The sequence below is a fragment of the Syntrophobacter fumaroxidans MPOB genome (assembly GCF_000014965.1).
GTDB classification, from domain to species: Bacteria; Desulfobacterota; Syntrophobacteria; order Syntrophobacterales; family Syntrophobacteraceae; genus Syntrophobacter; species Syntrophobacter fumaroxidans.
In genome coordinates this window covers 2,604,266-2,626,217 of record NC_008554.1, presented here as the reverse complement: position 1 = coordinate 2,626,217, position 21,952 = coordinate 2,604,266, and the positions used below count along the sequence as shown (strand labels likewise).

Genomic DNA, 21,952 nt, shown 5'->3' with positions numbered 1-21,952 from the left:
CTTCGCCTTTTGGCGTCCGATGTTGAGGACAAACGGGGAATGGACGTGGACGACAAGGCATTCGAACCGAAGATTCTTGGGTTTCTGTGCAACTGGTGCAGCTATGCCGGCGCGGACCTCGCCGGGGTGAGCCGCCTGCAGTACCCGGCCAATATTCGCATCATCCGGGTGATGTGCTCCGGAGGGATCTCTCCCCACCACCTCCTGCACGCCTTTCAGAAGGGGGCCGACGGGGTCTTGATCGGGGGCTGTCACATCGGCGACTGCCATTATCTCAAGGGCAACTACATGACCATGAAGCGGGTGAAGTTTCTGGAAGGGTTGCTTCAATTCGCCGGCTACGATCCTCGACGGCTCCGCCTGGAATGGATTTCGGCGGCGGAGGGCCTCAGGTTTGCGGAGGTGGTTCGGGAGTTCACCGATCAAATTCGCAGTCTCGGTCCCGCGCCCACCTTCGAGGCTGTGCCGGGGATGGATGCCCATCCGTCCGAAGCGTTTTCCGGACGAGGGGAGTTCATGGCGTAAGTATTCCGATACGTTCAGGATGGGTTCAAATGGACACCAAGATAAAAAGCCTTCTGCTTGAGGGACGAGTGGACGGGTTCTGGGGCTACCGGACGATGAACGGCTTTCCCTTTCCCCGGCTCTTTACCAAAGAGAATGCGAACGAGTTGGAGCCGTGGCGTCCGACCGTGGCCCGGTATCCTGTACTCAAGCTGCTCCTCCGGGAAATGCGCATGCATTCGGATCGGACCTACGGGGTCCTGGTGAGGGGGTGCGAGGAGCGGGGGCTCCGGGAGCTGTTCAAATGGAAACAGTTGGAACCGGACAAGGTGGTCGTGGTGGGGCAGGCATGCAGCCGGGAACTGGCTGACTGTTGCGAGTGCCGGCAACCCTTTCCCGATCTGCTGGATTACGGCGAGCCGGCGGCCCCGGTGACGCAAAGCCGAAAGGTCGACGCGTTGCAGGCCATGGCCATGAGCGAACGGCGCGCGTGGTGGCTCACCCACATGAATCGATGCATCCATTGCCACGGATGCCGCGATGTCTGCCCGGTATGCTTCTGCACGGAATGCAGCCTGGAACACCGCGAACTCGTTTCGGGGGCGAAACTGCCCCCCGACTCATCTTTCCATCTGGTTCGGGCGGTTCACATGGGAGGACGCTGCATCGACTGCGGACTCTGCGAAGAAATCTGCCCCGCCCGCATCCCTCTCAGGTCGCTCTACAAGGAAGTGAACCGACTGGTGGAGGAGATTTTCGATTATCGTCCCGGAGTCGACGAGGGCATGTCCCCGTTCACGTTTCCGGGCGATGAGCTGCTGTTGCCGACGGGATAACGACAGCACCGGGCCCAATGCCCGAAGATTCAAGGCCATGCGCGGAAGAACTCAAATCGGCGCTTGTTCGAACGTGTGTATTTTCAAGAAAGGACAATGACATGCAGGAAGCGATCACGAATCCGAAATTTAAGGACCCCGTCAAAGAGTATCTGGGCAAGTTCAATCTGAACCTCTGCCTGACCTGTGGGACCTGTACCAACGGTTGCCCCATCACCGGGATGCCCGGGATGGAGGGATGGGACACCCGGAAGGTGCTGCGCATGCTGGCGTACGGCATGACGGACGAGGTGGTGCAATCGAAGTTCCCCTGGCTCTGCACCGGCTGCGGCCGCTGCGTGCATGGGTGCCCCATGGGGATCGACATCGTCGGCATCATGGGACATATGAAATCTCTGCGGCCAAGGGAAGATGTCCCGGGGATTCTGCACAAGGGAGTCCTGAATGTCTTGAATACCGGGAACAATATGGCCATACCCCAGGAGGACTATTTCTTCCTGATGTCGGACATGGGACGCGAGCTCGCCGAGGAGGAGTGTCCCGGATTCTATGTCCCCGTCGACAGGGAAAATGCGGACGTCCTCTTCTTTCCCAATTCGAAGGAGGTCTTCTCGGACAATGAAGACATGAAGTGGTGGTGGAAGATATTCTACGCAGCCAGGGAGAACTGGACGATTCCCTCCGAGAACTGGGAGGCGGTCGACTGGGGGCTTTTCACGGGGAACAGCGAAGCCACCAGAATCCTGGCGCAGAGAAAGATCGATTTCATGAAACGGCATACAATCAATCGCATGATCATGCCCGATTGCGGCGGCGGTTCCTATGGTTGCAGAAAAGGCATGAAGGAATGCGTACTGGAGGATCCGAACAACAAGATCAACCACATCTACCTGTATGACTATCTCAAGGAAATCATCGAATCGGGGAGAATCAAACTCGACAAGAGCCGGAATGCAGGTCAAGTCTTCACCTGGCACGACTCCTGTAAACACGGACGTGAACTGGAGCGCAATTTCGGTAAAGGGTATTACGACGAGCCGCGATGGATCATCGACCAATGCGTGGACCGGTTCGTGGAGATGGTGCCCACCCGCGCAAACAATTTCTGCTGCGGTGCAGGGGGCGGCAACTGGCCGATGCCCTACGAAGAGGAATCGGCCTACCACGCGCGTTTCAAATACAAGCAGATCAAGGAAAGCGGGGCTCACGTCGTCGTCGTGGGATGTTCCAACTGCCGCGACCAGATGATGAGAAGAATCCCGAAATTCTACCCCGATTGTGACTACGAGGTGAAATACATCTGGCAACTGGTGGCCGAAACCCTGGTGATCGAACCCTGGGACGACGAAGAAATCGAGAAAGCCCAAAAAGAAGCCGCCGCCCAGTGGGAACGGCTGGGGGTCGTTGTTGACGAGGACATGGAATAGTGCCGGCGTTAGGCTCCGGAAGCGGCCTTGCCCGGCAGAAAACGGCCAAAGCCCGGTTGCGCCAGGATTTGGCCGTCCCGCATCACCACTTCTCCCCGCACGATCGTGTAAACCGGCATGCCCGTGACTTCCATTCCTTCCCAGGAGGTGGTCCGGGACTTGGTGTACATGTCCGCGCCCGTCAGGATCTTGCGGCGATTCATGTCGACGATGGTGAAATCGGCGTCCGCGTCGATGGAGATCGTCCCCTTGCGCGGGTAAACGCCAAAAATCCGGGCCGGGCTTTCGGAACAGTACCAGACCAGGTCTTCGAGCCTCAGGGTTCCATTGTTCACCTGGGTGAGCATGAGCGGGATGAATTCCTGCGCCCCCGTGATGCCCAGCGGGACCGAGAAATTGTCCTTCCAACCGGGTTCCATTTCCGCGACGGTATGCGGGGCATGCTCTCCCACGATCACGTCCGTGACGCCGCTCTCCAGGCTGTCCCAGGCGGTCTCCGGGCTGTACGCCCAGACATAGGTGCACGGCCCCACCTTTTCCGCCTGTTTCCTGGTCATGAGTGCCGTGGAAATCTCCAGCTCGGCGTAGACTTCCTGCCCGAGCTCGACCTTGGCGTGCCGGATCATCTCGTAGGCACCGGGGGGCATGACCCCCAGGTGAAGGACATAAAGGGAGACCCCGGCCAAATCCGCGTAGTAAAGCGAAGCAGCCAGGCCGGCCACCATGCCGTGCCCGTACATGTAACCCTTTTCATAGGCCTCCATGTAGTGCCGGTTTTCCGTCTTCCCTACGTTGATGTACTCTCGGAAAGTCATCCTCCGGCACCAGTCGGGATCGTCATGATGCACGGAGCAGATCAGGCCCGTGTCCGCAACCGCTTCGTAGATCTCGTAGAGCAGGCCGTGATTGAGTACGCCGAGCTCGCTGATATACGGATAGACTTCCTTGATGTGCCGCGTGTTGAAGACTTTGATGCCGATCGCTCCGGCACCGGCCAGCTTGCCGATCTGATCCGGGTAGAGTCCCGCCCCGTAAAGCCCGAAATCGACGCAGGCTTTCTCTCGGGCGATCCCCAGCTTCATCTGAAAGTCCTCCAGGGTCGACGGATGGGGAGTGTTGTTGGTCATGTCGATGCAAAAAGTGATTCCCCCCGCCGCCGCCGCTCTGGTCCCGGATGTAAAGTCTTCCTTGTCCGTGTGCCCGGGCTCTCGAAAATGGCAGTGCGTGTGCCACAGCCCGGGCAGGACGCACAGACCGGTTGCGTCCACTTCCGTTCTTGCCCGGGGAAAGAGCTCCGCATGCCCGATGGCGACAATCCTTTCATCCTTCACGGCAATGTCCGCGCGGTAATGTCCGTCCGCGGCATAAATCGTGCCGCCTCGCACGATCAGATCAATCGAATTCACCACAACCCTCCCGCTCTGTTCTTCACCACCCCCGAACGATCCGCCTCAAAGCTGCTTCAGGTCAGCCCCAGATAGGCTTCCCGGATCTGCGGATGCCGCAGCAGCTCCCCGGCATCGCCGCTCATTGTAACCTGCCCGTTGTCCAGAACATATCCCCGGCTGCTCAATTCCAGGGCGATTTCCACGTCCTGTTCGACCAGCAGGACACTCATCCGTTCATTGACGTTGATTTTCGCCAGCACCTCGGCCAGGCGCTCCACAACAACCGGCGCCAGACCCAGGGACATTTCGTCCACCAGCAGAAGCCCGGGGCTGGCCATCAGAGCCCGGCCGACCGCGCACATCTGCTGTTCTCCCCCGGACAGGTCGCCCGCCACCCGCTTCCTCAAACGCTCCAGTTCCGGGAAGTATCCGAACACCTTGCCCAGGTCTTCATGGACCTGTGGACGATCCTCGCGAAAGTGTGCGCCGATCATGAGATTGTCCATGACCGACATGCCCTTGAACAGTCGCCTCCCCTCGGGAACCATTGCCATGCCCTTCCTGATCCTGTACTCCACCGGCATGCCGGAGACTTCTTCACCGGCAAAATGCAGGCTCCCGGCCGCCGCGGGCAGCAGGCCGACGACCGTCTTCAGGAAAGTGGTCTTCCCGGCTCCGTTTGCTCCGACCAGGGCGACGAACTCTCCCCGCTCGATAGTGAGATCCAGTCCCCAGAGGACCTGGGTGTCACCATATTTCACCTCAAGGTCTTTGACAACGAGGATGCTCATGGTTGTGCCGCCCTTTGCGCCTGGTCCCTGCGCTGACGATCCGCAAAGCGCTTTCCGAGGTAGGCCTGGATCACCTCGGGGGATTCCACGATCCGGGCCGGGGTGCCCTCGGCGATCTTCTTCCCGAAATGGAGCACCACGATGCGATTGCACACATTCATGATGGCCTTCATGACGTGTTCGACCACGACGATCGTTATGCCCAGGTTCTTGTTGATGTGCTGTATGAGGGCCATCGTCTTCTCGATTTCCGCGTGATTCAGGCCCGCCATGACCTCGTCGAGCAAAAGAAGCGCGGGTTCCATGGCAAGCGCCCGGGCCAGTTCGAGCTGCTGCCGTTCGGACAGCGTGAGCTGCCGTGGAAAGAGGTCCGCCTTGGACGCGATCCCCACCTGTTCGAGGGCGACGCGCGCGCGTTCGATCACCCGGCTCCTGGTGGGAATTTTGTGGCCTGAAAACATGGCGCCCACGGCGACGTTTTCCACTACGGTCAGCCTGTCGAAGGGCTTCACCACCTGGAAAGTCCGGGCGATGCCGAGCTTTGCCCTTCGGTGGGGTTTCAGGCGCGAAATCTCGGTGCCGTTGAACTTCAAAGTCTCCGACCGGGCGGGACAGAGTCCGGAGATGGCGTTGAGCAGAGTCGTCTTGCCCGCCCCGTTGGGGCCGATCAGGTCGAGCACATCGCCCTCGTGGACCGACAGGTCGACTGCGCTCAGCGCCTGAACTCCACCGAAGCTCACGGATATGGCCTTGCCTTCCAGGAGGGTCATCGAATGACCTCCTTCGGCTTGCCGCGCCGTTTGAACCAACGGAGATGATGCAGCAATCCCTGCGGCATGAGCGTGACGACGAGCACGATGAGCATGCCCAGGATGAGCAGGTGAATTTTCAGGAACTTTCCCCAGATGATGGTGGCGAAAAGCTCCAGAAAGGCGGCTCCGATGAGCGGTCCGAACACGGTTCCCAATCCTCCCATGAGCATCATCACGTAGCCCTTGATGGAAATATTGATGTCAAAGGCGCTTGAAGGCTCTATGAAAGTAAACCAGTAGGCCCAGACCCCTCCCGCCAGGGCGGTGAACGATCCACTGGCGGCCCAGGCCATGATCTTCATGGCCGTCGTGTTGATGCCCATAACCTGGGCGCCCTGTTCGCTGTCCCGAAGCGCCCGGAGCGCATATCCCAATGAACCGCGATCGAGCCAGTAAACCGTGGCGGTGGCACCCGCCAGGATGAGCAGCATCACAAGGTAGATGATCTTGTAGAGCATGGCCGGTCCCATGGGGTTGATGGGCAAGGCGAGGCCCTGGGCTCCTCCGGTGATGCCCCCCACGTTGATGACCATCTCCATCATCGCCATGTTCAACGCCACCGTGGCTATGGCGAAGTAGTGACCGCTCAGCCGCAGCAGGGGCCAGCCCACCATGACGGCGACAACGACCGCCACGGGGACGGTCAGCGCCAATGCAAGGCCGAAAGGCAGCCCCAGCGCCATGCCGACACCTGTGCTGTAGGCCCCGATGCCGAAAAACACCGAATTCCCGAAGGCGTGATAGCCCGTGTACCCCACGATGATGTTCAGACCCTGGGCCACGATGCCGTACATCAGGATGCTCGTGAGCACTCGAAGCCAGTAATTGGACAAAACGAACGGGGCAACGATCAAAAACACGAGCACCGCGGCTCCAAGGACAATGGAGGGAAGTGCAGGGCCAGCGTCTTTCTTCTCGAAACCCGCCATGGGAAACCCTTCCGCCTAGGAAATCTCTCCGTAAAACCGCTTTCCGAACAATCCCTGGGGACGAAGGACAAGAATGAGCAGAAAAATGATGAATGCCACGATATTCTGGTAACTTACACCCAGTACGAGCGAGGCCAGCGCCTGGATCAACCCGTAGAGCAGGCCCGCCAGCACGCACCCTTCAACGCTGCCGATGCCGCCCAGCACGGTGATCACGAAAACGGCCCCTATGAACTCCCGCCCCATGATCGGGGAGATGGGGAACAACATGCTGGCCAGACTGCCCGCCGCTCCCGCCAGGGCCGCTCCCGCCCCGAACGTCAGGGAATAGACCCGAGAGGGATTGATCGCCATGAGCCGGGCCGTCTCCTTGTCGAGGGCGGTGGCCAGGATCGCGTGACCCGCCCGGGTACGCCGAAGGAAAAGGTAGAAACCGCCCGCGAGGATCAGGGCGAACGTGAAGGTGAGCAACCTCACGTAAGGAATGAAAGCCGTTCCGACCTTCAGGGAGCTCCCTGTGTAAGAGGTGTTCACGGAATGGAAATCCGAGGAGAAGAGCAGGATGACCACGTTGATGAAAAACATGTCCAGCCCGAATGTCAGGATCAGGGAAAGCAGGAGGCTCGTGCGCATGACCCGGTTCAGCAACAGCTCCTGGAGCAGGTATCCGATGACGAACAGCACCGCCATGGACAATGGAATCGTCAGGAAGGGGTCCAGGCCGAAATGGGCGAAAGCCCAGTAACCGACATAGGCTCCGATCATGATAAAGGCTCCGTGGGCCAGGTTGATCACCCCCATGACGCCCCAGACCATCGAAAAGCCGATCGTCGCAGTGGCGTACAGCCCGCCCAGGAGGAGCCCGTTGATAATGGTCTGAAACAACATATCCATTTTTTATCCCGACAACAGGAACGGACGATGCTCGATAACCGTGTTTCATGCCGGCTCCCAGGGCGATGACCCATGGGAACCGGCGCGTGTTCCGAATGGAGGCGGATCAGTTCCAGGGGGCCTTGGGGTACTGAACCGGGGTCTGCCGCACCTGGATGGGGAAAACCACCTTGGGTTGTCCATCCTGGATCTGAGTGACCGACAGCTTCGCCGCCGTGTTGACCCCCTGCTCGTTGAATTGAAAGTCGCCGTAAAATGTCTGCCCTTTCAATTTCAAGAGGGCTTCCCGGACTGCATTCGTGTCGAGCGAGCCCGCGCTCTCCACGGCCATCTGGAGGATGATGCCCGCGGCGGTGCCGCTGGCCGCCTGGTATGTGGGATCCTTCTGGAACTTTTCCTTGTACGTTTTTGCGTAAGTGTCGGAATCCTTCACGATGATTCCGGTGTAGGTGAGGGTCGGCACCCAGTAGTCGGTTCCCATGACTTGGTTGGCGGCCGAACCGAGCGCGTTCCTGAAGTCGGGAACGGCGATCGACATGGCAAGGCCCACCAGCTTGGGATTGACCTGCAGTTCCCGCATGGACTTCACCAACAGGATGGAATCCTGGGTGTAGCCGGTGCACAGGATCGCCTCCGGGTTCGCGCCCTTGACGGCGGTTGCGACCGAGGACAAGTCGGCGGCACTCTGAGGGTATTTCCCGAGATAGACCACTTTGATCCCCATTTCCTCGGCCTTCTTTTGTGCGGCTTCAGCGGTGATGTTCGGGAACAGGGAATCGGGACCGACTATGGCCATGGTCGCAGGCCTCTTTTCCAGGGTGCCGATGAGATCGAGAATGGGATACAAGCCCGTGCTAGCCAGCGGCGAAGGACAGAAAACGTAGCGGTAGCCGCGCTGGTAGATGCTGTCCGCGGTTGCCATCGGCACCATGGTCAGCATGTTGTATTTTTCGCTGATGGCCGCCGTTGCAGTTGCGATTCCTGAGGAATAGGGGCCGAATAGAAATTTCACCTTGTCCTCGGTGATCAGCTTTTCGGTCAAGCGGGCGCTGGTCTGCGGATCACTTTCGTCATCATTGTAAACGATTTCGACCTTGTATTTCTTGTCCCCGATTTTCACTCCGCCCTGAGCATTGGCCGCATCCTTCCAGTAATCATAGCCCTGCTTGAGAAACTCTCCTTCACGGGCGAACTTGCCGCTCAGGCTCACGGCCGCGCCGATCTTGATGACGTCCTCGGCACATGCCGTTGCCCAAAAGCTCACGGACATCGTGAACACTGCAACTGCCGCCAAAACGGGAATCAGTCTTACCTGGGGCCTGGATTTCATGGAGCACCTCCGATTGGGGTAAACTCGATGACACGGACCACAGCGGTCCGCAGTTCGCCTCCCTGAAGGGGAATCCGGACAGACCGAAACGGTTGTAACGCTATCCATCGGTATCCGACCAGGGGCCGCGATTGGCTCATTATCCTATAGAAAGGCGAATTCAGAAACACTCCGTCCGTGAACGGCATCCCGATCCGCCGTCATGGCCGCGCCGGCAAATCACGCTCCGGGAAGTATGACGACGCCCGGTTCCACTCAAGGCAATTCAGAACTCCGTGGCAGCGACAACTGGTGGCGACCAGGTACCGCCCCGGGGTTTGTTCGACGACCTTCAGCCGGGCGGCGAGATACCCGGCGGGGTAGCCCCCTACTCCGGGCGCAAGCTGCCAGCTCCTCACCACTACGATGCCGTAACCCGGAAGCACGATGCTTTCGAGGTGTTCGAACAAATTGCCAAGTCGTCGTTGCCGGGTGTGGGTGCAGATGTCGTCCGGTTCGTTGCACGCGTCGGGGCAGATGAACGTGGCGTAGCTGGCGAAGAGTGTTCCGTCCGCAACGCGGTAAGGATTCGGCACCTGGCTGTCGGCCGCGTCGGGAACGGGGAGCATTCGCGCGCTTCCCGTTCGGCTCAGCCTGTTGAGCACCCAATGAAAAGCCACATGAACAGGGACGGCGGGAATGATCCAAACCTCGTCGGAGAACTCCCCTCGGGACAAGTGCGATAATGCGTCCTCGGCTTGCGTCGGGAGTCCGAAATCCCTTTCCACGGCTTTAAGTCTCTCCTCCCGGTGATCCACCACGCGAATGGATGCCCTAGGGAATCGCTTCCCAAGTCTCTCCGCCGCGAGCCGACCGAAGCGGCCCGCCCCCAGGATGCGAATCGCCCGGGGAGGGAAGGGCTGCGGCACGGAAGAATTCCGTTGCTGGATCATCGATACCTTTCGTTTGATCTTTGCCGGGTCTATGGTAAAAATAAAAGATAAGAAAAGTTTTCCCGTTCATGCCGACGGGATGATCTCAGGTCATTGCGTCCACCTCGCAAAGGGTTAGGATGGGTAACATTTTTGCCATCTTCGACAAGATCGCCGAAGAGCGCATCCGGGAAGCCGCGAAAAACGGCGAATTCGATAACCTGCCCGGCAAGGGGCAGCCGCTCAACCTGGAGGACGACAGCCACCTGCCCCAGGATATCAGGCTGGCCTACAAGATCCTGAAAAACGCCGACTGCCTTCCTCCCGAACTGGAGCTCAGGAAGGAGATCCGCACCACGGAGGCCCTCCTGGCCGGCATGGAGGATACCCGCGAAAAATACAGGCAGATGAAGAAGCTGAATTATCTGATCATGAAGCTCAACATGACCCGTCGCTCGTCGTTTGCGCTCGAAGAGAACCAGGTCTACTACGAAAAAGTCGTCGACAAGATGGAAGCGAAAAAGGAAGAGAAGTAGATCGCGCCGCCCTGATGACTTGCCGGGCAGGGATCGATGAAGGTCCCTGTCGTTGCTTTCGCGCGCTCTCCATATTTTATGAAAAGCCGCCGTCAAACAACAACTGAAGAGTCTCTCGAAAGCTATAGGCTTTTTCCAGGCAAGCACCATCATATTCATAATATCAGAACAGTTTCTCTTGTCAAGACTTGTCATAATTTCCATGAGCGGGATTCCCTGTTGCTCGTTTCATCACACCATTGCGTCCTGGTTCCGAATGAATGACACCAGGGGTTAATCATGGCCGACCATTCGGAAATACACTGAATTCTTGCCCGGCAAAGATAATCCTGCCACATCATGATCGGTTTTCATCGTGCAGGAATGGTCCCATGCAATGACAATGTGTGAGAAAATACCGCGCTCATACCGGCGCAAGCCCGTATCCGTATGGTTTACCCGGATTCATGCGGACCTGAAGGATAGAATCGGGCGGCTTCGGAACATGTCGCCGCGGGGAGGTTTTTGATCGCTCGAGGGTGTCCTGGCGAAATGACGGTTTCGCATGAAGCCATCCCGGCCCGGCACATTTTCACAGTTCGGTGCCGGCCCAAGGTCCGTGCAGGTTTGCGAGAGCGCGCCCAAGACCCGGCACGTTCCCGCCCTTCGCGGTGATTCATCTCCGGCGGACCAGGTCGAGCACAGGGGGTGAGCGCGCGGCCCGGCCGGATCATGCCGTGCGCGCCGCCTTCCCGGGCGCTGTGTCGTTCCCGGTGCGGCGGTGTGGAATCGGAATGCCCGGGGGGACGTGAGCACGATAAAACCGTGCCCACCCTTGTATGCGCGGGGGGGTGGACGCGCGCTCCGGTCGGATCGTGGCCGCGATGAAACCGCGACCGCCCTACCTCCCCGCGGGAGAACCCGGCAACAGGGGGGCGAACCGCTTGTCCACCCGATCGATTTCCAGCTTGATCCGCTCCTGCAATTTCGCATAGGCCTCCTCGAGGGATGGTTCCATCACCACGATCTGCCCCTGGCTCATGATGATCCGCTTCAATTCCGGGATCTTGAGCTTTGTCGCAGACTTCAGGTAGACCGGCTGGATGTAGAGAATCATGTTGCTGATGGGCAGAATGATCATCTTGCCCCTGGCGACCTGCGACCCCACCTGGTCCCAGAGTGTGAACTGTTCGGATATCCTTGTGTCCTGGTTGATCAGTGCGTAGATTTGCGAGGGTCCGTAGATCAGTTCGCCCTTTGGGAAGTTGTAGACGATGATCTTTCCGTAATGGGGCGGGTCGGAGCCGGCCAGCGCCAGCGCCCTGAGATTGTCGCGTCCTTTGGGGCTCATGGGTGCGAGCAGAAGGAAATCGAAGCGGCTCGGATCGATGAGATCCAGTGTCACGTAGTAAGGCTTGATGGTCACTGGAGTCCTGTCCTGGAAAGTCTTGGCGGGTTCCCACATGTCTTCCTGCTGGTAGTAGACTTCCGGATCGGTTTGCTGATACTTTGCGTAGATGTTCATCTGGATTTCGAAAATGTCCTGCGGATAACGGACCTGGGCCTTGAGCTCGGGCGGCATCTGGTCGGCATTTCTGAACACTCCCGGATAGATCCTCGAATAGGCGCGCACAATGGGATCGCCGGGCTCGAATACGTAATATTCCACCTTTCCGCTGAATGCGTCCACGACGATCTTCACGGAGTTGCGAATGTAGTTGAACCTGTCCCTGCCCCACAGTGTGGGAGTGGCCCCGGGGTAGAATTCCGAAGTCGTATAGGCATCCTGGATCCAGTAGAGCTTGCCGGGTGTCACCACCGCATAGGGATCTCCGTCCAGAAGGAGGAAGGGCGTGAGGACCCGGATCCGTTCGAGGAGATTTCTGCGAAAGAGTATCTTGCTGTCCGGAGTTGTCTTGGTGGTGAACAGGAGGTTGCGGTCTCCGAAGTGATAGGCGAAGAGGATCCTTCTGAGAAAGGACGACAGGGGAACGCCGTCCTCGGCCTTGTAGCTCACCATGGTGTTGCTGTTTCCTTTCGGGTAGTCGATTTCCCCGGCGTCGTTGGGCGCGATGACGTAGGTGTAGGAACCCAGTCCGATGTAGACCCCCGGTTGTTCGATCCTGAAGCCGTATTCGGACTCGGGGGGAATCCCCTTGATGAACCAAGTCATGGGTTCGTCCCCGCCCTGGCTGGCCGGCGTCATGACCGCGCCGTAGCCGTGGGTGTAGGACAGGTGTTCATTCACCCAGTTGCGGGCCGCTTCGGGAATGAGCGTATAATCGAGCTCGCGCACGCTGAGGAAAACCTGCTGAGGCATCCCGTTGACCGTGTACCGCGCCACATCCACGCTGGGAAAGGTATAGTAGGTGCGCAGCTGCTGGAGCTGCTTGTAGACGTCGTCCAGGAGCTCCCCGTCCCAGACGGGAATATTCCTCAATTGCGCCTTGACCTTCGGCGACGCGACATCGGCCGCAGTGCGGGCCGGGGTGAAATCGCGCGTCTGGACCGTGTTGAGGTTGTATGCGGAGAGAGTGGCTTTGATGTTATTGACGATGAAGTCTCTCTCCCGTGAAACCTCATTGGGTTTCACCACGAGTTTTTCCACGGTCGCCGGCAGGAACGCGGAATAGCGCAGGCCCAGGACGAGCACGAATCCCACGGCGAAGACGACCAGCGGTTTCAGCCCCTTGCGGGTCTGGATGAATGCGATCATTGAGAAGGCGGTTCCCATGAGGAAGAAAAGGGTCAACCAGATGAGCGCCCAAATGACGTACATTTCGACGAAACCGCCCCCGTAAAACAGAGGCATGTGCGCCTCGCTGTAGAGGAGCTCGTAGCGCTGCAAAACGTAGTCCCAGGTCTCGATGAGAAAAATCAGGAGAATGAGAATGCTCAGATGCAGCCTGGCCCCCGCGGGAATGGGTTGCTCCTGCCGGGCGAGGAGCCGGCGCTCGAGCAGGTAGAGCGCCACCAGGCCAACGAGCAGCAGCACGAAGGCGATGAGCAGCCGGCGCTGGACAAGCGTATAGATGGGATAAGAAAACAGGTAGTAGCTGATGTCCTTGCCGTAAACCGGGTCCGGCACACCCGTCTTCGGTCCCGCCACGTACAGCAGAAAGGCTTCCCACTTCTCGAATATCGGCAGGGCGATAATGACGGCCAGGATAAGCGACAAGGGGGTGTAGACCCAGAGCGACCCGGACCTGAACATCCGGACGACGTTCAAGTACCGGTCGAGCGCGGCGATCCTGAACTTCGACGGGGCGGGCGGCACATTCCCCACGTATCGCGAAGCCACCCAGAAATTGAGAAAAAAAATCAGGAAAAACAAGAGGGTGACCGCTCCGAAGACGATGTAACGGTAGAGGAGCCGCAGCCAGTAGTAAAGCCCGTACCCGAGGGAATCGAACCACCAGATGTTGATCAGGTAGTCGACCGAAGCAAGGCTGGACAGGATAACAACAGCCGAGATGCCCAAAATGCCGATCAGGATGATGAGAGGCCAGCGTGCCCAACGATTCATTTGCGACTCCTTTGGCACCGGTGAGGGAGAAACCCTAATGATGCGATCGATGACTCCCGGAAAAATTGAGGAATTGAACCATATCGAACGCATCGGGTCAAAGATTTTCGCAGCCGTTTCCAGTGCATCCCCGCCGTGCTTCGAGCATTTGCGTTGACGCCGGCCGGCAAATGCGATAGACAGTGCATGAAGGGTCGTGCGGCGGCGTGGCCGTTGACCGTGCGCCGGGTTTTTCTCCATCGGGTTCATCCGCTGGAACAGGTAGAAGATAATCAGTTCTTTGAAATTATACAGGCACAGGTATCCAATATTGGGGATTCAAAAGGGAAGACGGTGAGATGCCGTCGCGGTCCCGCCGCTGTAAACGGGGACGAAAACCGCCGGTTTGCCACTGGTCCGGAATCAACGGGCCGGGAAGGCGTGGTGAGTAGGCTGATCCGTGAGCCAGAAAACCTGCCTGCGCCTCAGGGGTTCTCAGGGCCGGAATGGAACGGCATTCCGTGGGGAACGCGGTATTCCCTGATGAGAAAAGGATCAAGTCGAGCTGGGTGCAGTCCTTGAAACTCCGCAAGAAAAGGGGTTTTGAGGACTTTTTTTATTTGATCGCCCTCGACACGCCTTCGGGTACCGGGCGTGACGATGCCAAGGGGTTGTACGTGAAGCGTCGGGTTTGCGCCCGCGTGGTCGTGTCGCGTTCACCAGGTCGGCGGGCGTCGGGGTCGGAGAGATGCAATGGCTTTGAACGAGCTCATGGGTTCAACGGAGGATCGGCCGGGATTGGTGGAAGCGGGGCGCTCCATCGAGATGGAGAGTTTCCGCATCATCGATGCCGAAATGGGGGAGCATCCTTTTCCCGAGGACCAGTGGCAGGTGGTGCGTCGAGTGATCCACACCACGGGCGATTTCGATTATGCCCGGCAGATTCGGTTTCATCCCCGGGCTGTGGCCTCGGGGGTGGCGGCTTTGACACGGGGCGCTTCCATTTTCGCCGATACGCGCATGATTGCCGTGGGGCTGTCGCCGTGGCGATTGCAGTGGTACGGGAATGAGGCGGTGGTTCCGGCACTCCACCCGGAAAGCCGGATACGGGCCGAAGAACAGGGGGTCACGCGTTCGGTTGCCGCATTCAGGGGCGTTTCCGACCAGTTGAACGGCGCCGTCGTGGCCATCGGGAACGCACCCACCGCGCTGCTCGAGGTGCTCCGTCTGATTCGTGAAGACGGCGTGCGCCCCGCGCTGGTGATCGGTGTCCCGGTGGGATTCGTGCAGGCCGCGGAATCCAAGGACCAGCTCCAACGGATGACCGATCAGCCCGCCATCGCCGTTCTCGGCCGCAAGGGAGGAAGTTCGGTGGCGGTGGCCATCCTGCATGCGCTTCTGGAATTGGCCGGAAATGTCAACCAATAAGGATATTCAGCCATGTTCGGCACTCTTTACGGGGTCGGCGTCGGGCCCGGGGATCCGGAACTGCTCACGCTGAAGGCGGTGAAAGTTCTGAAGGAAGCGGCCCATGTTTTTGCCGCTTCCTCGTCCAGCAACGATTACAGCCTGGCGCACGACATCGTGCGGGAGCATCTGCCGCCCGGAACGCCCATCGACCAGCTGGCTTTTCCCATGACATTCGATTCCGAACACCTGGAAAATGCATGGACGGCCAACTGCGAACAGGTGGTCGAGATTCTCAGGCAGGGAAAGAACGTCGCCTTCATCACACTCGGAGATCCGCTCACCTTCAGCACGTTCATCTATCTCATGAGGAAGGTGCGCAGCAGGCTTCCCGATGTCAACGTCGTCGTCGTCCCCGGCATCACCTCCTACCAGGCCGCCGCGGCCTGCGCCAATCTGCCCCTGGCCGAAGGCGAGGAAGCCATCACCATCATATCGGGAGCCAAGGGCGGAACCCGCCTGAACGCGGCGATCGAAACGGCCGACAATGTGGTGCTCATGAAGACATACAAGCAGTTTCCCCAGATCCTGGCGCAGATCGAGGAAAAGGGGCTCGAAGACAAGTGCTGTTTCATCAGCCGCTGCGGGCTTGAGGGCGAGATTGTGGAACGGGACTATCGGAAGATGAGGACGCTCAAACCTCACTATCTCTCACTCATGATCATCAAGAAACGCGGCATGGAACCCCGGTGAAGGGAGGTCGGGAAGATATCCCCGCCATGGAACGAACGGTTCGGCGTCACACGGTGCTGTCGGGTCATTGCGGGATTTCCGTGCTGTGCTGGGCCGGATTTGTCCTCCTGATTGTCGTTGCCGCGTTCCTCGCTTCGGGAATCGGCTCCTTCGAAACGTCCTACCGCACGATATTCCGGCTCTGGATATCCCCCTTTGATTCCGATTCCGCGGCGGGCATCGATGATACGGTGCGATACATCGTTATCAACGTGCGGCTGGCCAGAGTCTGCCTCGCATTCATCGTGGGCGCGGCACTGGCGCTTGCGGGCACCGTCTACCAGGGAGTGCTGCTCAATCCGCTGGCCGACCCTTTCACGCTCGGGGTCTCCACGGGAGCGGCCTTCGGCGCCTCGCTGGCGATTCTTCTGGGACTGGGGGGCATGCAGCTTTCGGGGATCAGCGGCCTGCCCCTGGCGGCCTTTGCCGGAGCGATGCTCGCGCTCTACCTGGTCTATCTGCTGGGGCGCATTGACGGGAGGATCCACGCCACCACGCTGGTGCTTGCGGGGATCATCGTATCCACCTTTCTGTCGGCATGGATCAGCCTCCTCAAGAGTCTGAACGAAGACTCGGTATCCACCATCGTCTTCTGGATCATGGGGAGCCTTTCGGGCAAGAGCTGGACTCATGCCGTCCTGGTGCTGCCATATCTGGTGGCGGGCGGGGCCGGGATACTCATCTTCACCAGGGAGCTCGATATCCTGAGCCTGGGGGACATCCAGGCGCAACATCTCGGCGTCAACGTCCAGAGGGTACGATTCTGGCTGCTCCTGGCCGCTTCGCTGGCGACCGCCGCGGCGGTGGCGGTGAGTGGGATCATCGGGTTCGTCGGGCTTGTTGTGCCGCATCTCGCGCGCCTGGTCGTGGGACCCCGGCACGGGCGACTCATTCCGGCGACCCTGTTGACCGGCGGATTGCTCGTGCTCGTTTCCGACACCATCGCACGAAGCCTGCTGCCGAACGGCGAGGAACTGCCGGTAGGCGTCGTGACGGCGATCCTTGGAGGACCCTTCTTTTGTTACCTGCTGCTGCATCGCAAGAAGTACCTGCAATTGTGATTCGCCTGGACGGGGTGACCTGCGGCTATGCCGGGCAAACGGTGCTCAAGGACCTCTCCTTTCTTGTCCGGCGCGGGGAATTCATCGGCGTGCTGGGGCCGAACGGGGCGGGGAAGTCCACCCTCATGCTGGCGTTGAGCGGTATCGTGCCGGTGCAGTCGGGTTCGATCGAGATCGAAGGGAAACCGCTGGCCCGTCTCAAGACCAGGGAACGGGCCCGCCTGATGGCCGTGGTGGCTCAGGATATCGACCTGCGTTTTCCCTTTCGCTGCGAAGAAGTGGTCCGCATGGGGCGATATCCTCATCAGAAACGCTGGCAGATGGAGAGCCCGGAGGACGAAGCCGCGGTCCGGAGAGCGCTCGGGGCGACGGATACCGCCATGCTGGCCAAGCGTCTCATCACGGCGGTCAGCGGCGGCGAAAAACAGCGTGTCGTGATGGCGCGCTCACTCGCCCAGGAAACCCCCATCCTGCTGCTCGACGAAGCCACGTCGGCCATGGATATCCACCGCAAGCTCCTGATCTTCCGGGTGCTCGACCGCCTGAACCGGGAGGACGGCCTGACCGTGGTGGCGGTGCTCCACGACGTCAATCTGGCCGCTCTCTTCTGCAGGAGAATGATCTTTCTCAAGAACGGAGAGCTCGTGGCCGACGGCGCGGTCGATACAGTCTTGAACGCGGACGTTCTGGAGCACGTCTACGAGACGCCCGTGATGGTCCGCGAGATCGAAGGAACGGAAAAGCGGCAGGTGGTTTTTCTCCCGTAGTCGAACGGCGTGCCGCCGCGAGGTTCGCGCGAGGCCCTGAGCGTGTCCTTTCGGGACGCGGGTCCGTTGTGCGGTTGGATTTACGAAAACGAAGCCCGACACCGGGCTTCAGGGAGGAGGTTCCTTGAAGCCTTTTCGATGGATCCTGGCATTCCTTCTGGTCGCGTCGATTCTTCACACCCGCGCCGGGGCGGTGCAGATCACCGACGATCTCGGCACGACCGTCACGCTTTCTCAGTCGGCCGGGCGCATCATCTCCCTGTACGGAGCCTTCGCGGAAATGCTCTACGCCGTCGGGGCTGGCTCCCGGTTGGCGGCGCGCACCCAGGCGGATGCTTATCCCCCTGAAATCCTGAAACTGCCGTCGGTGGGGACCCACATGAAGCCCAATTTCGAAATGATCATCGGCTTCAAACCCGACCTGGTGATCCAGAGCGCCAGCCGCCGCGAGGAGATGCCCGACATGGAACGCTTGTCCGGAGCGGGGATTCCGGTGGCGGTGTTTGCCCCGAAGAGTTTTGAGGACATCTTTTCGACCATGGAGCGGCTGGGAGTTCTCACCGGTTGCGAAGGCGAAGCCGGAGCGGCCGTTGCCCGGATGAAGCAGCGGCTGGCGCGCGTACAGGCGAAGCTCGCCGGCGTCGAGAAGCGGCGGCGCGTTTTTTTCGAGGTCCGCGCGGAGCCGCTCACGGGTGCCGGGCGCGGCTCCATCGTGCAGCAGATCCTGGCTGCGGCCGGGGCCGAGAACGTTCTGCGGAGCGAGAAAGCCATCGTGCAATACAGTCTCGAGGCCCTGCTGCTCGACGACCCGGATGTGTACGTCATGCAGCGGGGTCCGATGAACCGGAACCCCGCCGAACTGGCAGCGCGGGCGCATTTCGATCGTTTGAGGTGCGTGAAGGAGGGCAAGATCGTTCCTGTGGATGAATTCATCTTTTCGAGGCCGGGCCCGCGTTGTGTGGAAGCCGTCGAGCAACTTGCCGCGGCGCTCTATCCGACGATATTCGACGAGGGCGGGCGTTAGTTTTGTGATAGGATCGGTCTGTGCCGGGACGCAACACCGGCTGTGACGGAATGACTCATACGGATTACCTAGAAAATAGACTCCCTCGGGAGTCTGTTTTCATGCTTCGCGGGTGTCGCAGGGGGCATGGATAATAGCGTTCAAAATGATACTCTAAAAGCGTGGGGGACGTATCCCCCCCTCGCCGCTTCGCGGCTCCGTGTGGCGCTGCGGCGGCGGCCTTCGGCCAGTCGCCGACAGCGCCGAGCGCTCGGCCTCACGCGCGTGGGCGTGTGGCCGAAACTTGGGGGGTGCGGGGGAATCATTCCCCCGCTCTTTTGTGTTTGAAAAATCCATCTTGAACGCAATTATCCATGAGGCTGTGCTTCACCTGCGAAGCATGAAAACAGTTTCACCCGGGAATCTATTTTCTAGGTAACTTCGTATCAGGGGATCTCGAAGGGAAAATGGCCAGCGCTTCCGATCATTCACACGGGCGCCGGGCAGGAAAGGAACTGCGCCGGGGATTCAGCACGGGGACGGCGGTGACGGCCGCGGCCGTGGCGGCGCTGAGGTTGTGCCTCACCGGCAGGGCGGTCGAGATCGTGGCGGTCCGCCTCCCGAACGATGTCTTCCTTCCCGTCGCGGTGACGGCCTGCCTCCTGGACGGTCGGTTCGCCGTGGCGACGGTGGTGAAGGACGGCGGAGACGATCCGGACGTGACCCACAACGCGGAACTGTCGGTGCGTTTGAAGTGCGATCGACGCCCGGCCGAAGCGTTTCATCCGGAGGATCCCCGCCGGCCGGAGGGACACCGTGACGAGCGGCGGTCGGGGGCGACGGACGGGAGCATTCCGGGAATTCGACTCATCGCGGGAGAGGGGGTTGGCGTCGTGACCAAGGCGGGTCTTCCCGTGCAGTCCGGAGAGCCTGCGGTCAACCCCGTGCCGAGGGAAATGATCGTGCGCAACCTGGCCGACGAGCTCCGGAGAACGGGAGGTTGCGGTCCGCTTCCTTTCGATGTTGCTTCGAACAGGAGCGAACCTGGAAAACCGAATGTGTTCCTTCCCTGGTCTCTTGCGGGGGCCCGCGTTGAGGGCGGTCCGATCCTGGAAATCGAGATCGAAGTGCCGAAAGGCAGGGAAATCGCGCGCCACACGCTCAATCCCAGGCTGGGAGTCGTGGGGGGCATCTCGATACTTGGGACGACCGGGCTCGTCAAGCCGTTTTCCCACGAGGCCTACGAGGAAACCATTCATGCGTCGCTGTCGGTTGCCGCGGCCTGCGGCTGCCGCGGCGTTGTGCTCAGTACCGGCGGGAAAAGCGAGCGCCTGGCACGCAGCCTCTTGCCCGAGCTGCCGCCGGAGGCGTTCGTCCAGGTGGCCGATTTTTTCGCATACTCGGTGCGTGAAGCCGTCCGCATGGGATTTCGGAGCATCATCCACAGCGCCTTTTTCGGCAAAGTGGTGAAAATGGCCCAGGGGCACGCGTACACGCACGCTCACAAGGTTGCCCTGGATTTGTCTCCGGTTGCGGAGTGCGCGGAACAACTGGGGCACGATACGGAATTTTGCAGTGAGCTGGCTGCGGCCAACACGGCGCGCCAGGCACTCGATCTGCTGCTCGGCCGCGATGCCGCGGATGTCCTGCGAGCCGTTTCATGCCGGGCGGCGGAACAATCCCGCCGGCTCTCGGAGGATCGGCTCGATGTGCGCTTGCTGCTCTTCGCCCATGATGGAACCCTGCTTGCGGATGTGACGGAACCATGCAGACCGGTCTAAAACCGAATCCCGAGGAATGGCGCCCTCCGCTGGTGGTCCTGGTGGGAATGGGAATGGGCGCGGAGGATCTCAGCCCGCGGGTGCTGTCCTGGATCGAACGGGCGGATGTGCTCGTCGGCGGGAAGCGGCTGCTCGATTGCTTCCCCGACCACACGGGGGAGCGCATTCCGCTGTTGTCCTCCCTGGATGAAACCATCGAGCGGCTGCGCTCGGTGGCGCGGAATCGGCGCACGGCGGTGCTCGCCTCCGGGGATCCCTTCTTCTTCGGGATCGGTCGCAGGCTGGTCCAGGCGCTCGGCAAGGAGCATGTATTCGCCCTGCCCAACGTCACCAGCGTCCAGGCACTGTTCGCGCGCCTGCTCGAACCCTGGGACGATGTCAAGGTCGTCAGTCTCCACGGCCGAAGCGAGACGGCCAATGCCGGGCGCTGGCTGGACGATCTGAGGCATTGTTCCCGGATGGCTTTCTTCACCGATCCCCGGCGCACTCCCGCCTGGATCGCCCGTGAGATGCTGGCGGCGGGATACGCGCACCACACCATGATCGTGGCGGAAGACATCGGGCTCCCCACGGAACGCATCGGGCGTTTCACGTTGCGGGAAGCAGCGGACGGAGCTTTTTCGACGCTCAACCTGGTGGCGGTATTTGCCGACCGGGACCAGTGCCGCGCTCCCGCCGCGCCGTTCGAGGACACCGTGTTGGGGCTGCCCGAGGAGGCGTTCATGCACGAGGCCGGGCTCATCACCAAGACGGAGGTCCGGGCCGTCGTGCTGGCGCATTTGCTGCTGCAGCCGGGCGGAGTGCTGTGGGATGTGGGTTCCGGGAGCGGATCGGTCTCCATCGAAGCGGCGCGCGTGGGGCGGCTTCGCGAGGTGATCGCGGTTGAACGCAACGCGGACCGGTTTCGTGATCTGGTGGCGAATATCGAGCGTTTCCGATGTCCGGAGGTTCGCCCGGTATTGGGGAGCGCCCTGCAGGTCCTGGCCGGGGCTCCCGATCCGGACAGGGTTTTCATCGGCGGCAGCGGGGGGGAGCTTCCGATGCTGCTGGACATGGTATCGAAGAGGTTGAGGCCCGGCGGACGCGTGGTCCAGACGGCGGTGACGCTGGATACCCTGGAGGCGGCGAGGTCTTTTTGGCTGGGGAAGCCGTTTGAGGTCCGCGTCGTGCAGCTCCAGGTCAGCCGGTCCGCCCCGATCGGCGGGACCTATAGGCTTGAGGCTCTCAACCCGGTGTTCATCGTCACCGTCCGGGAGCGGAGGTAGCGCGGTTGTCCCGGTGGCGACCCAAATCCGAGGC

Annotated in this window: 19 protein-coding genes and 1 riboswitch; of the genes, 11 read left to right on the top strand and 8 right to left on the bottom strand. The window is 60.3% G+C overall.

Going from position 1 to position 21,952, the window contains the following annotated elements; all coding sequences use genetic code 11:
* The first annotated feature begins 45 nt into the window (after positions 1-45).
* The 3 genes from SFUM_RS11115 to SFUM_RS11105 all read left to right on the top strand — a co-directional run bounded on the left by SFUM_RS11115 (position 46) and on the right by SFUM_RS11105 (position 2,767).
* Positions 46-525, top strand: a complete 480-nt coding sequence (locus SFUM_RS11115; RefSeq protein WP_353743167.1) for a hydrogenase iron-sulfur subunit — start codon at positions 46-48, stop codon at positions 523-525.
* A gap of 29 nt (positions 526-554) precedes the next feature.
* Positions 555-1,340 carry a 4Fe-4S dicluster domain-containing protein gene (locus tag SFUM_RS11110; RefSeq protein ID WP_011698998.1) on the top strand — a complete coding sequence of 262 codons (786 nt, stop codon included), beginning with the start codon at positions 555-557 and terminating at the stop codon, positions 1,338-1,340.
* 101 nt (positions 1,341-1,441) lie between these two features.
* Positions 1,442-2,767, top strand: a complete 1,326-nt coding sequence (locus SFUM_RS11105) for a (Fe-S)-binding protein (RefSeq protein ID WP_011698997.1) — start codon at positions 1,442-1,444, stop codon at positions 2,765-2,767.
* A gap of 8 nt (positions 2,768-2,775) precedes the next feature.
* Here the strand turns inward: SFUM_RS11105 and SFUM_RS11100 are convergent, their stop codons facing one another.
* The 7 genes from SFUM_RS11100 to SFUM_RS21750 all read right to left on the bottom strand — a co-directional run bounded on the left by SFUM_RS11100 (position 2,776) and on the right by SFUM_RS21750 (position 9,843).
* Complete coding sequence (locus tag SFUM_RS11100) at positions 2,776-4,173, bottom strand: dihydroorotase (protein WP_011698996.1); 1,398 nt, start codon at positions 4,171-4,173, stop codon at positions 2,776-2,778.
* Between the two features lie 56 nt (positions 4,174-4,229).
* Positions 4,230-4,946 (bottom strand): ABC transporter ATP-binding protein, encoded by a 717-nt coding sequence (locus SFUM_RS11095; protein WP_011698995.1) that lies wholly within the window; start codon positions 4,944-4,946, stop codon positions 4,230-4,232.
* Positions 4,943-5,716 carry an ABC transporter ATP-binding protein gene (locus SFUM_RS11090; protein ID WP_011698994.1) on the bottom strand — a complete coding sequence of 258 codons (774 nt, stop codon included), beginning with the start codon at positions 5,714-5,716 and terminating at the stop codon, positions 4,943-4,945. Before SFUM_RS11090 ends, SFUM_RS11095 begins: the two co-directional genes overlap by 4 nt.
* On the bottom strand, positions 5,713-6,687 hold the full coding sequence (locus SFUM_RS11085) for a branched-chain amino acid ABC transporter permease (RefSeq protein ID WP_011698993.1): 975 nt from the start codon (positions 6,685-6,687) through the stop codon (positions 5,713-5,715). Before SFUM_RS11085 ends, SFUM_RS11090 begins: the two co-directional genes overlap by 4 nt.
* 15 nt (positions 6,688-6,702) lie before the next feature.
* Positions 6,703-7,581 (bottom strand): branched-chain amino acid ABC transporter permease, encoded by an 879-nt coding sequence (locus SFUM_RS11080; RefSeq protein ID WP_011698992.1) that lies wholly within the window; start codon positions 7,579-7,581, stop codon positions 6,703-6,705.
* Positions 7,582-7,687: 106 nt separating this feature from the next.
* Entirely contained in the window at positions 7,688-8,911 is a 1,224-nt protein-coding gene (locus SFUM_RS11075; protein ID WP_011698991.1) for an amino acid ABC transporter substrate-binding protein, read from the bottom strand.
* A 200-nt stretch (positions 8,912-9,111) separates the two neighbouring features.
* Positions 9,112-9,843: a Rossmann-fold NAD(P)-binding domain-containing protein gene (locus tag SFUM_RS21750; protein WP_011698990.1), complete on the bottom strand. Its 732-nt coding sequence runs from the start codon at positions 9,841-9,843 to the stop codon at positions 9,112-9,114.
* Positions 9,844-9,962: 119 nt separating this feature from the next.
* Here SFUM_RS21750 and SFUM_RS11065 point away from each other — a divergent pair, with 119 nt between their 5' ends.
* Positions 9,963-10,358: a DnaJ family domain-containing protein gene (locus SFUM_RS11065; RefSeq protein ID WP_011698989.1), complete on the top strand. Its 396-nt coding sequence runs from the start codon at positions 9,963-9,965 to the stop codon at positions 10,356-10,358.
* 880 nt (positions 10,359-11,238) lie between these two features.
* Here the strand turns inward: SFUM_RS11065 and SFUM_RS11060 are convergent.
* Entirely contained in the window at positions 11,239-13,863 is a 2,625-nt protein-coding gene (locus SFUM_RS11060) for a UPF0182 family protein (RefSeq protein WP_011698988.1), read from the bottom strand.
* 281 nt (positions 13,864-14,144) lie between these two features.
* A riboswitch (cobalamin riboswitch) is annotated at positions 14,145-14,338 on the top strand.
* A gap of 257 nt (positions 14,339-14,595) precedes the next feature.
* Here SFUM_RS11060 and SFUM_RS11055 point away from each other — a divergent pair.
* From SFUM_RS11055 to SFUM_RS11025, 7 genes are all read left to right on the top strand, one after another.
* Complete coding sequence (locus SFUM_RS11055) at positions 14,596-15,270, top strand: precorrin-8X methylmutase (protein WP_011698987.1); 675 nt, start codon at positions 14,596-14,598, stop codon at positions 15,268-15,270.
* A gap of 12 nt (positions 15,271-15,282) precedes the next feature.
* Positions 15,283-16,002 (top strand): precorrin-2 C(20)-methyltransferase, encoded by a 720-nt coding sequence (cobI, locus tag SFUM_RS11050; RefSeq protein WP_011698986.1) that lies wholly within the window; start codon positions 15,283-15,285, stop codon positions 16,000-16,002.
* Between the two features lie 26 nt (positions 16,003-16,028).
* Entirely contained in the window at positions 16,029-17,102 is a 1,074-nt protein-coding gene (locus SFUM_RS11045; protein WP_011698985.1) for a FecCD family ABC transporter permease, read from the top strand.
* Entirely contained in the window at positions 17,099-17,869 is a 771-nt protein-coding gene (locus SFUM_RS11040) for an ABC transporter ATP-binding protein (RefSeq protein WP_011698984.1), read from the top strand. Before SFUM_RS11045 ends, SFUM_RS11040 begins: the two co-directional genes overlap by 4 nt.
* Positions 17,870-17,993: 124 nt before the next feature.
* Positions 17,994-18,893 carry an ABC transporter substrate-binding protein gene (locus tag SFUM_RS11035; protein ID WP_011698983.1) on the top strand — a complete coding sequence of 300 codons (900 nt, stop codon included), beginning with the start codon at positions 17,994-17,996 and terminating at the stop codon, positions 18,891-18,893.
* Positions 18,894-19,339: 446 nt separating this feature from the next.
* Positions 19,340-20,653 carry a cobalt-precorrin-5B (C(1))-methyltransferase CbiD gene (gene cbiD / locus SFUM_RS11030; RefSeq protein WP_011698982.1) on the top strand — a complete coding sequence of 438 codons (1,314 nt, stop codon included), beginning with the start codon at positions 19,340-19,342 and terminating at the stop codon, positions 20,651-20,653.
* Entirely contained in the window at positions 20,638-21,918 is a 1,281-nt protein-coding gene (locus tag SFUM_RS11025) for a bifunctional cobalt-precorrin-7 (C(5))-methyltransferase/cobalt-precorrin-6B (C(15))-methyltransferase (protein ID WP_011698981.1), read from the top strand. The genes cbiD and SFUM_RS11025 overlap by 16 nt, the downstream gene beginning before the upstream one ends.
* Positions 21,919-21,952 lie beyond the last annotated feature (34 nt).

What these genes read in the sequence shown, in the direction of transcription:
- SFUM_RS11055 (WP_011698987.1), top strand. Translation starts at nt 14,596, where the DNA reads ATGGCTTTGAACGAGCTCATGGGTTCAACGGAGGATCGGCCGGGATTG.
- SFUM_RS11085 (WP_011698993.1), bottom strand. Translation starts at nt 6,687, where the DNA reads ATGGCGGGTTTCGAGAAGAAAGACGCTGGCCCTGCACTTCCCTCCATT.
- SFUM_RS11090 (WP_011698994.1), bottom strand. Translation starts at nt 5,716, where the DNA reads ATGACCCTCCTGGAAGGCAAGGCCATATCCGTGAGCTTCGGTGGAGTT.
- SFUM_RS11075 (WP_011698991.1), bottom strand. Translation starts at nt 8,911, where the DNA reads ATGAAATCCAGGCCCCAGGTAAGACTGATTCCCGTTTTGGCGGCAGTT.
- cbiD (WP_011698982.1), top strand. Translation starts at nt 19,340, where the DNA reads ATGGCCAGCGCTTCCGATCATTCACACGGGCGCCGGGCAGGAAAGGAA.
- SFUM_RS11080 (WP_011698992.1), bottom strand. Translation starts at nt 7,581, where the DNA reads ATGGATATGTTGTTTCAGACCATTATCAACGGGCTCCTCCTGGGCGGG.
- SFUM_RS11060 (WP_011698988.1), bottom strand. Translation starts at nt 13,863, where the DNA reads ATGAATCGTTGGGCACGCTGGCCTCTCATCATCCTGATCGGCATTTTG.
- SFUM_RS11110 (WP_011698998.1), top strand. Translation starts at nt 555, where the DNA reads ATGGACACCAAGATAAAAAGCCTTCTGCTTGAGGGACGAGTGGACGGG.
- SFUM_RS11105 (WP_011698997.1), top strand. Translation starts at nt 1,442, where the DNA reads ATGCAGGAAGCGATCACGAATCCGAAATTTAAGGACCCCGTCAAAGAG.
- SFUM_RS11095 (WP_011698995.1), bottom strand. Translation starts at nt 4,946, where the DNA reads ATGAGCATCCTCGTTGTCAAAGACCTTGAGGTGAAATATGGTGACACC.
- SFUM_RS21750 (WP_011698990.1), bottom strand. Translation starts at nt 9,843, where the DNA reads ATGATCCAGCAACGGAATTCTTCCGTGCCGCAGCCCTTCCCTCCCCGG.
- SFUM_RS11065 (WP_011698989.1), top strand. Translation starts at nt 9,963, where the DNA reads ATGGGTAACATTTTTGCCATCTTCGACAAGATCGCCGAAGAGCGCATC.
- SFUM_RS11025 (WP_011698981.1), top strand. Translation starts at nt 20,638, where the DNA reads ATGCAGACCGGTCTAAAACCGAATCCCGAGGAATGGCGCCCTCCGCTG.
- cobI (WP_011698986.1), top strand. Translation starts at nt 15,283, where the DNA reads ATGTTCGGCACTCTTTACGGGGTCGGCGTCGGGCCCGGGGATCCGGAA.
- SFUM_RS11045 (WP_011698985.1), top strand. Translation starts at nt 16,029, where the DNA reads ATGGAACGAACGGTTCGGCGTCACACGGTGCTGTCGGGTCATTGCGGG.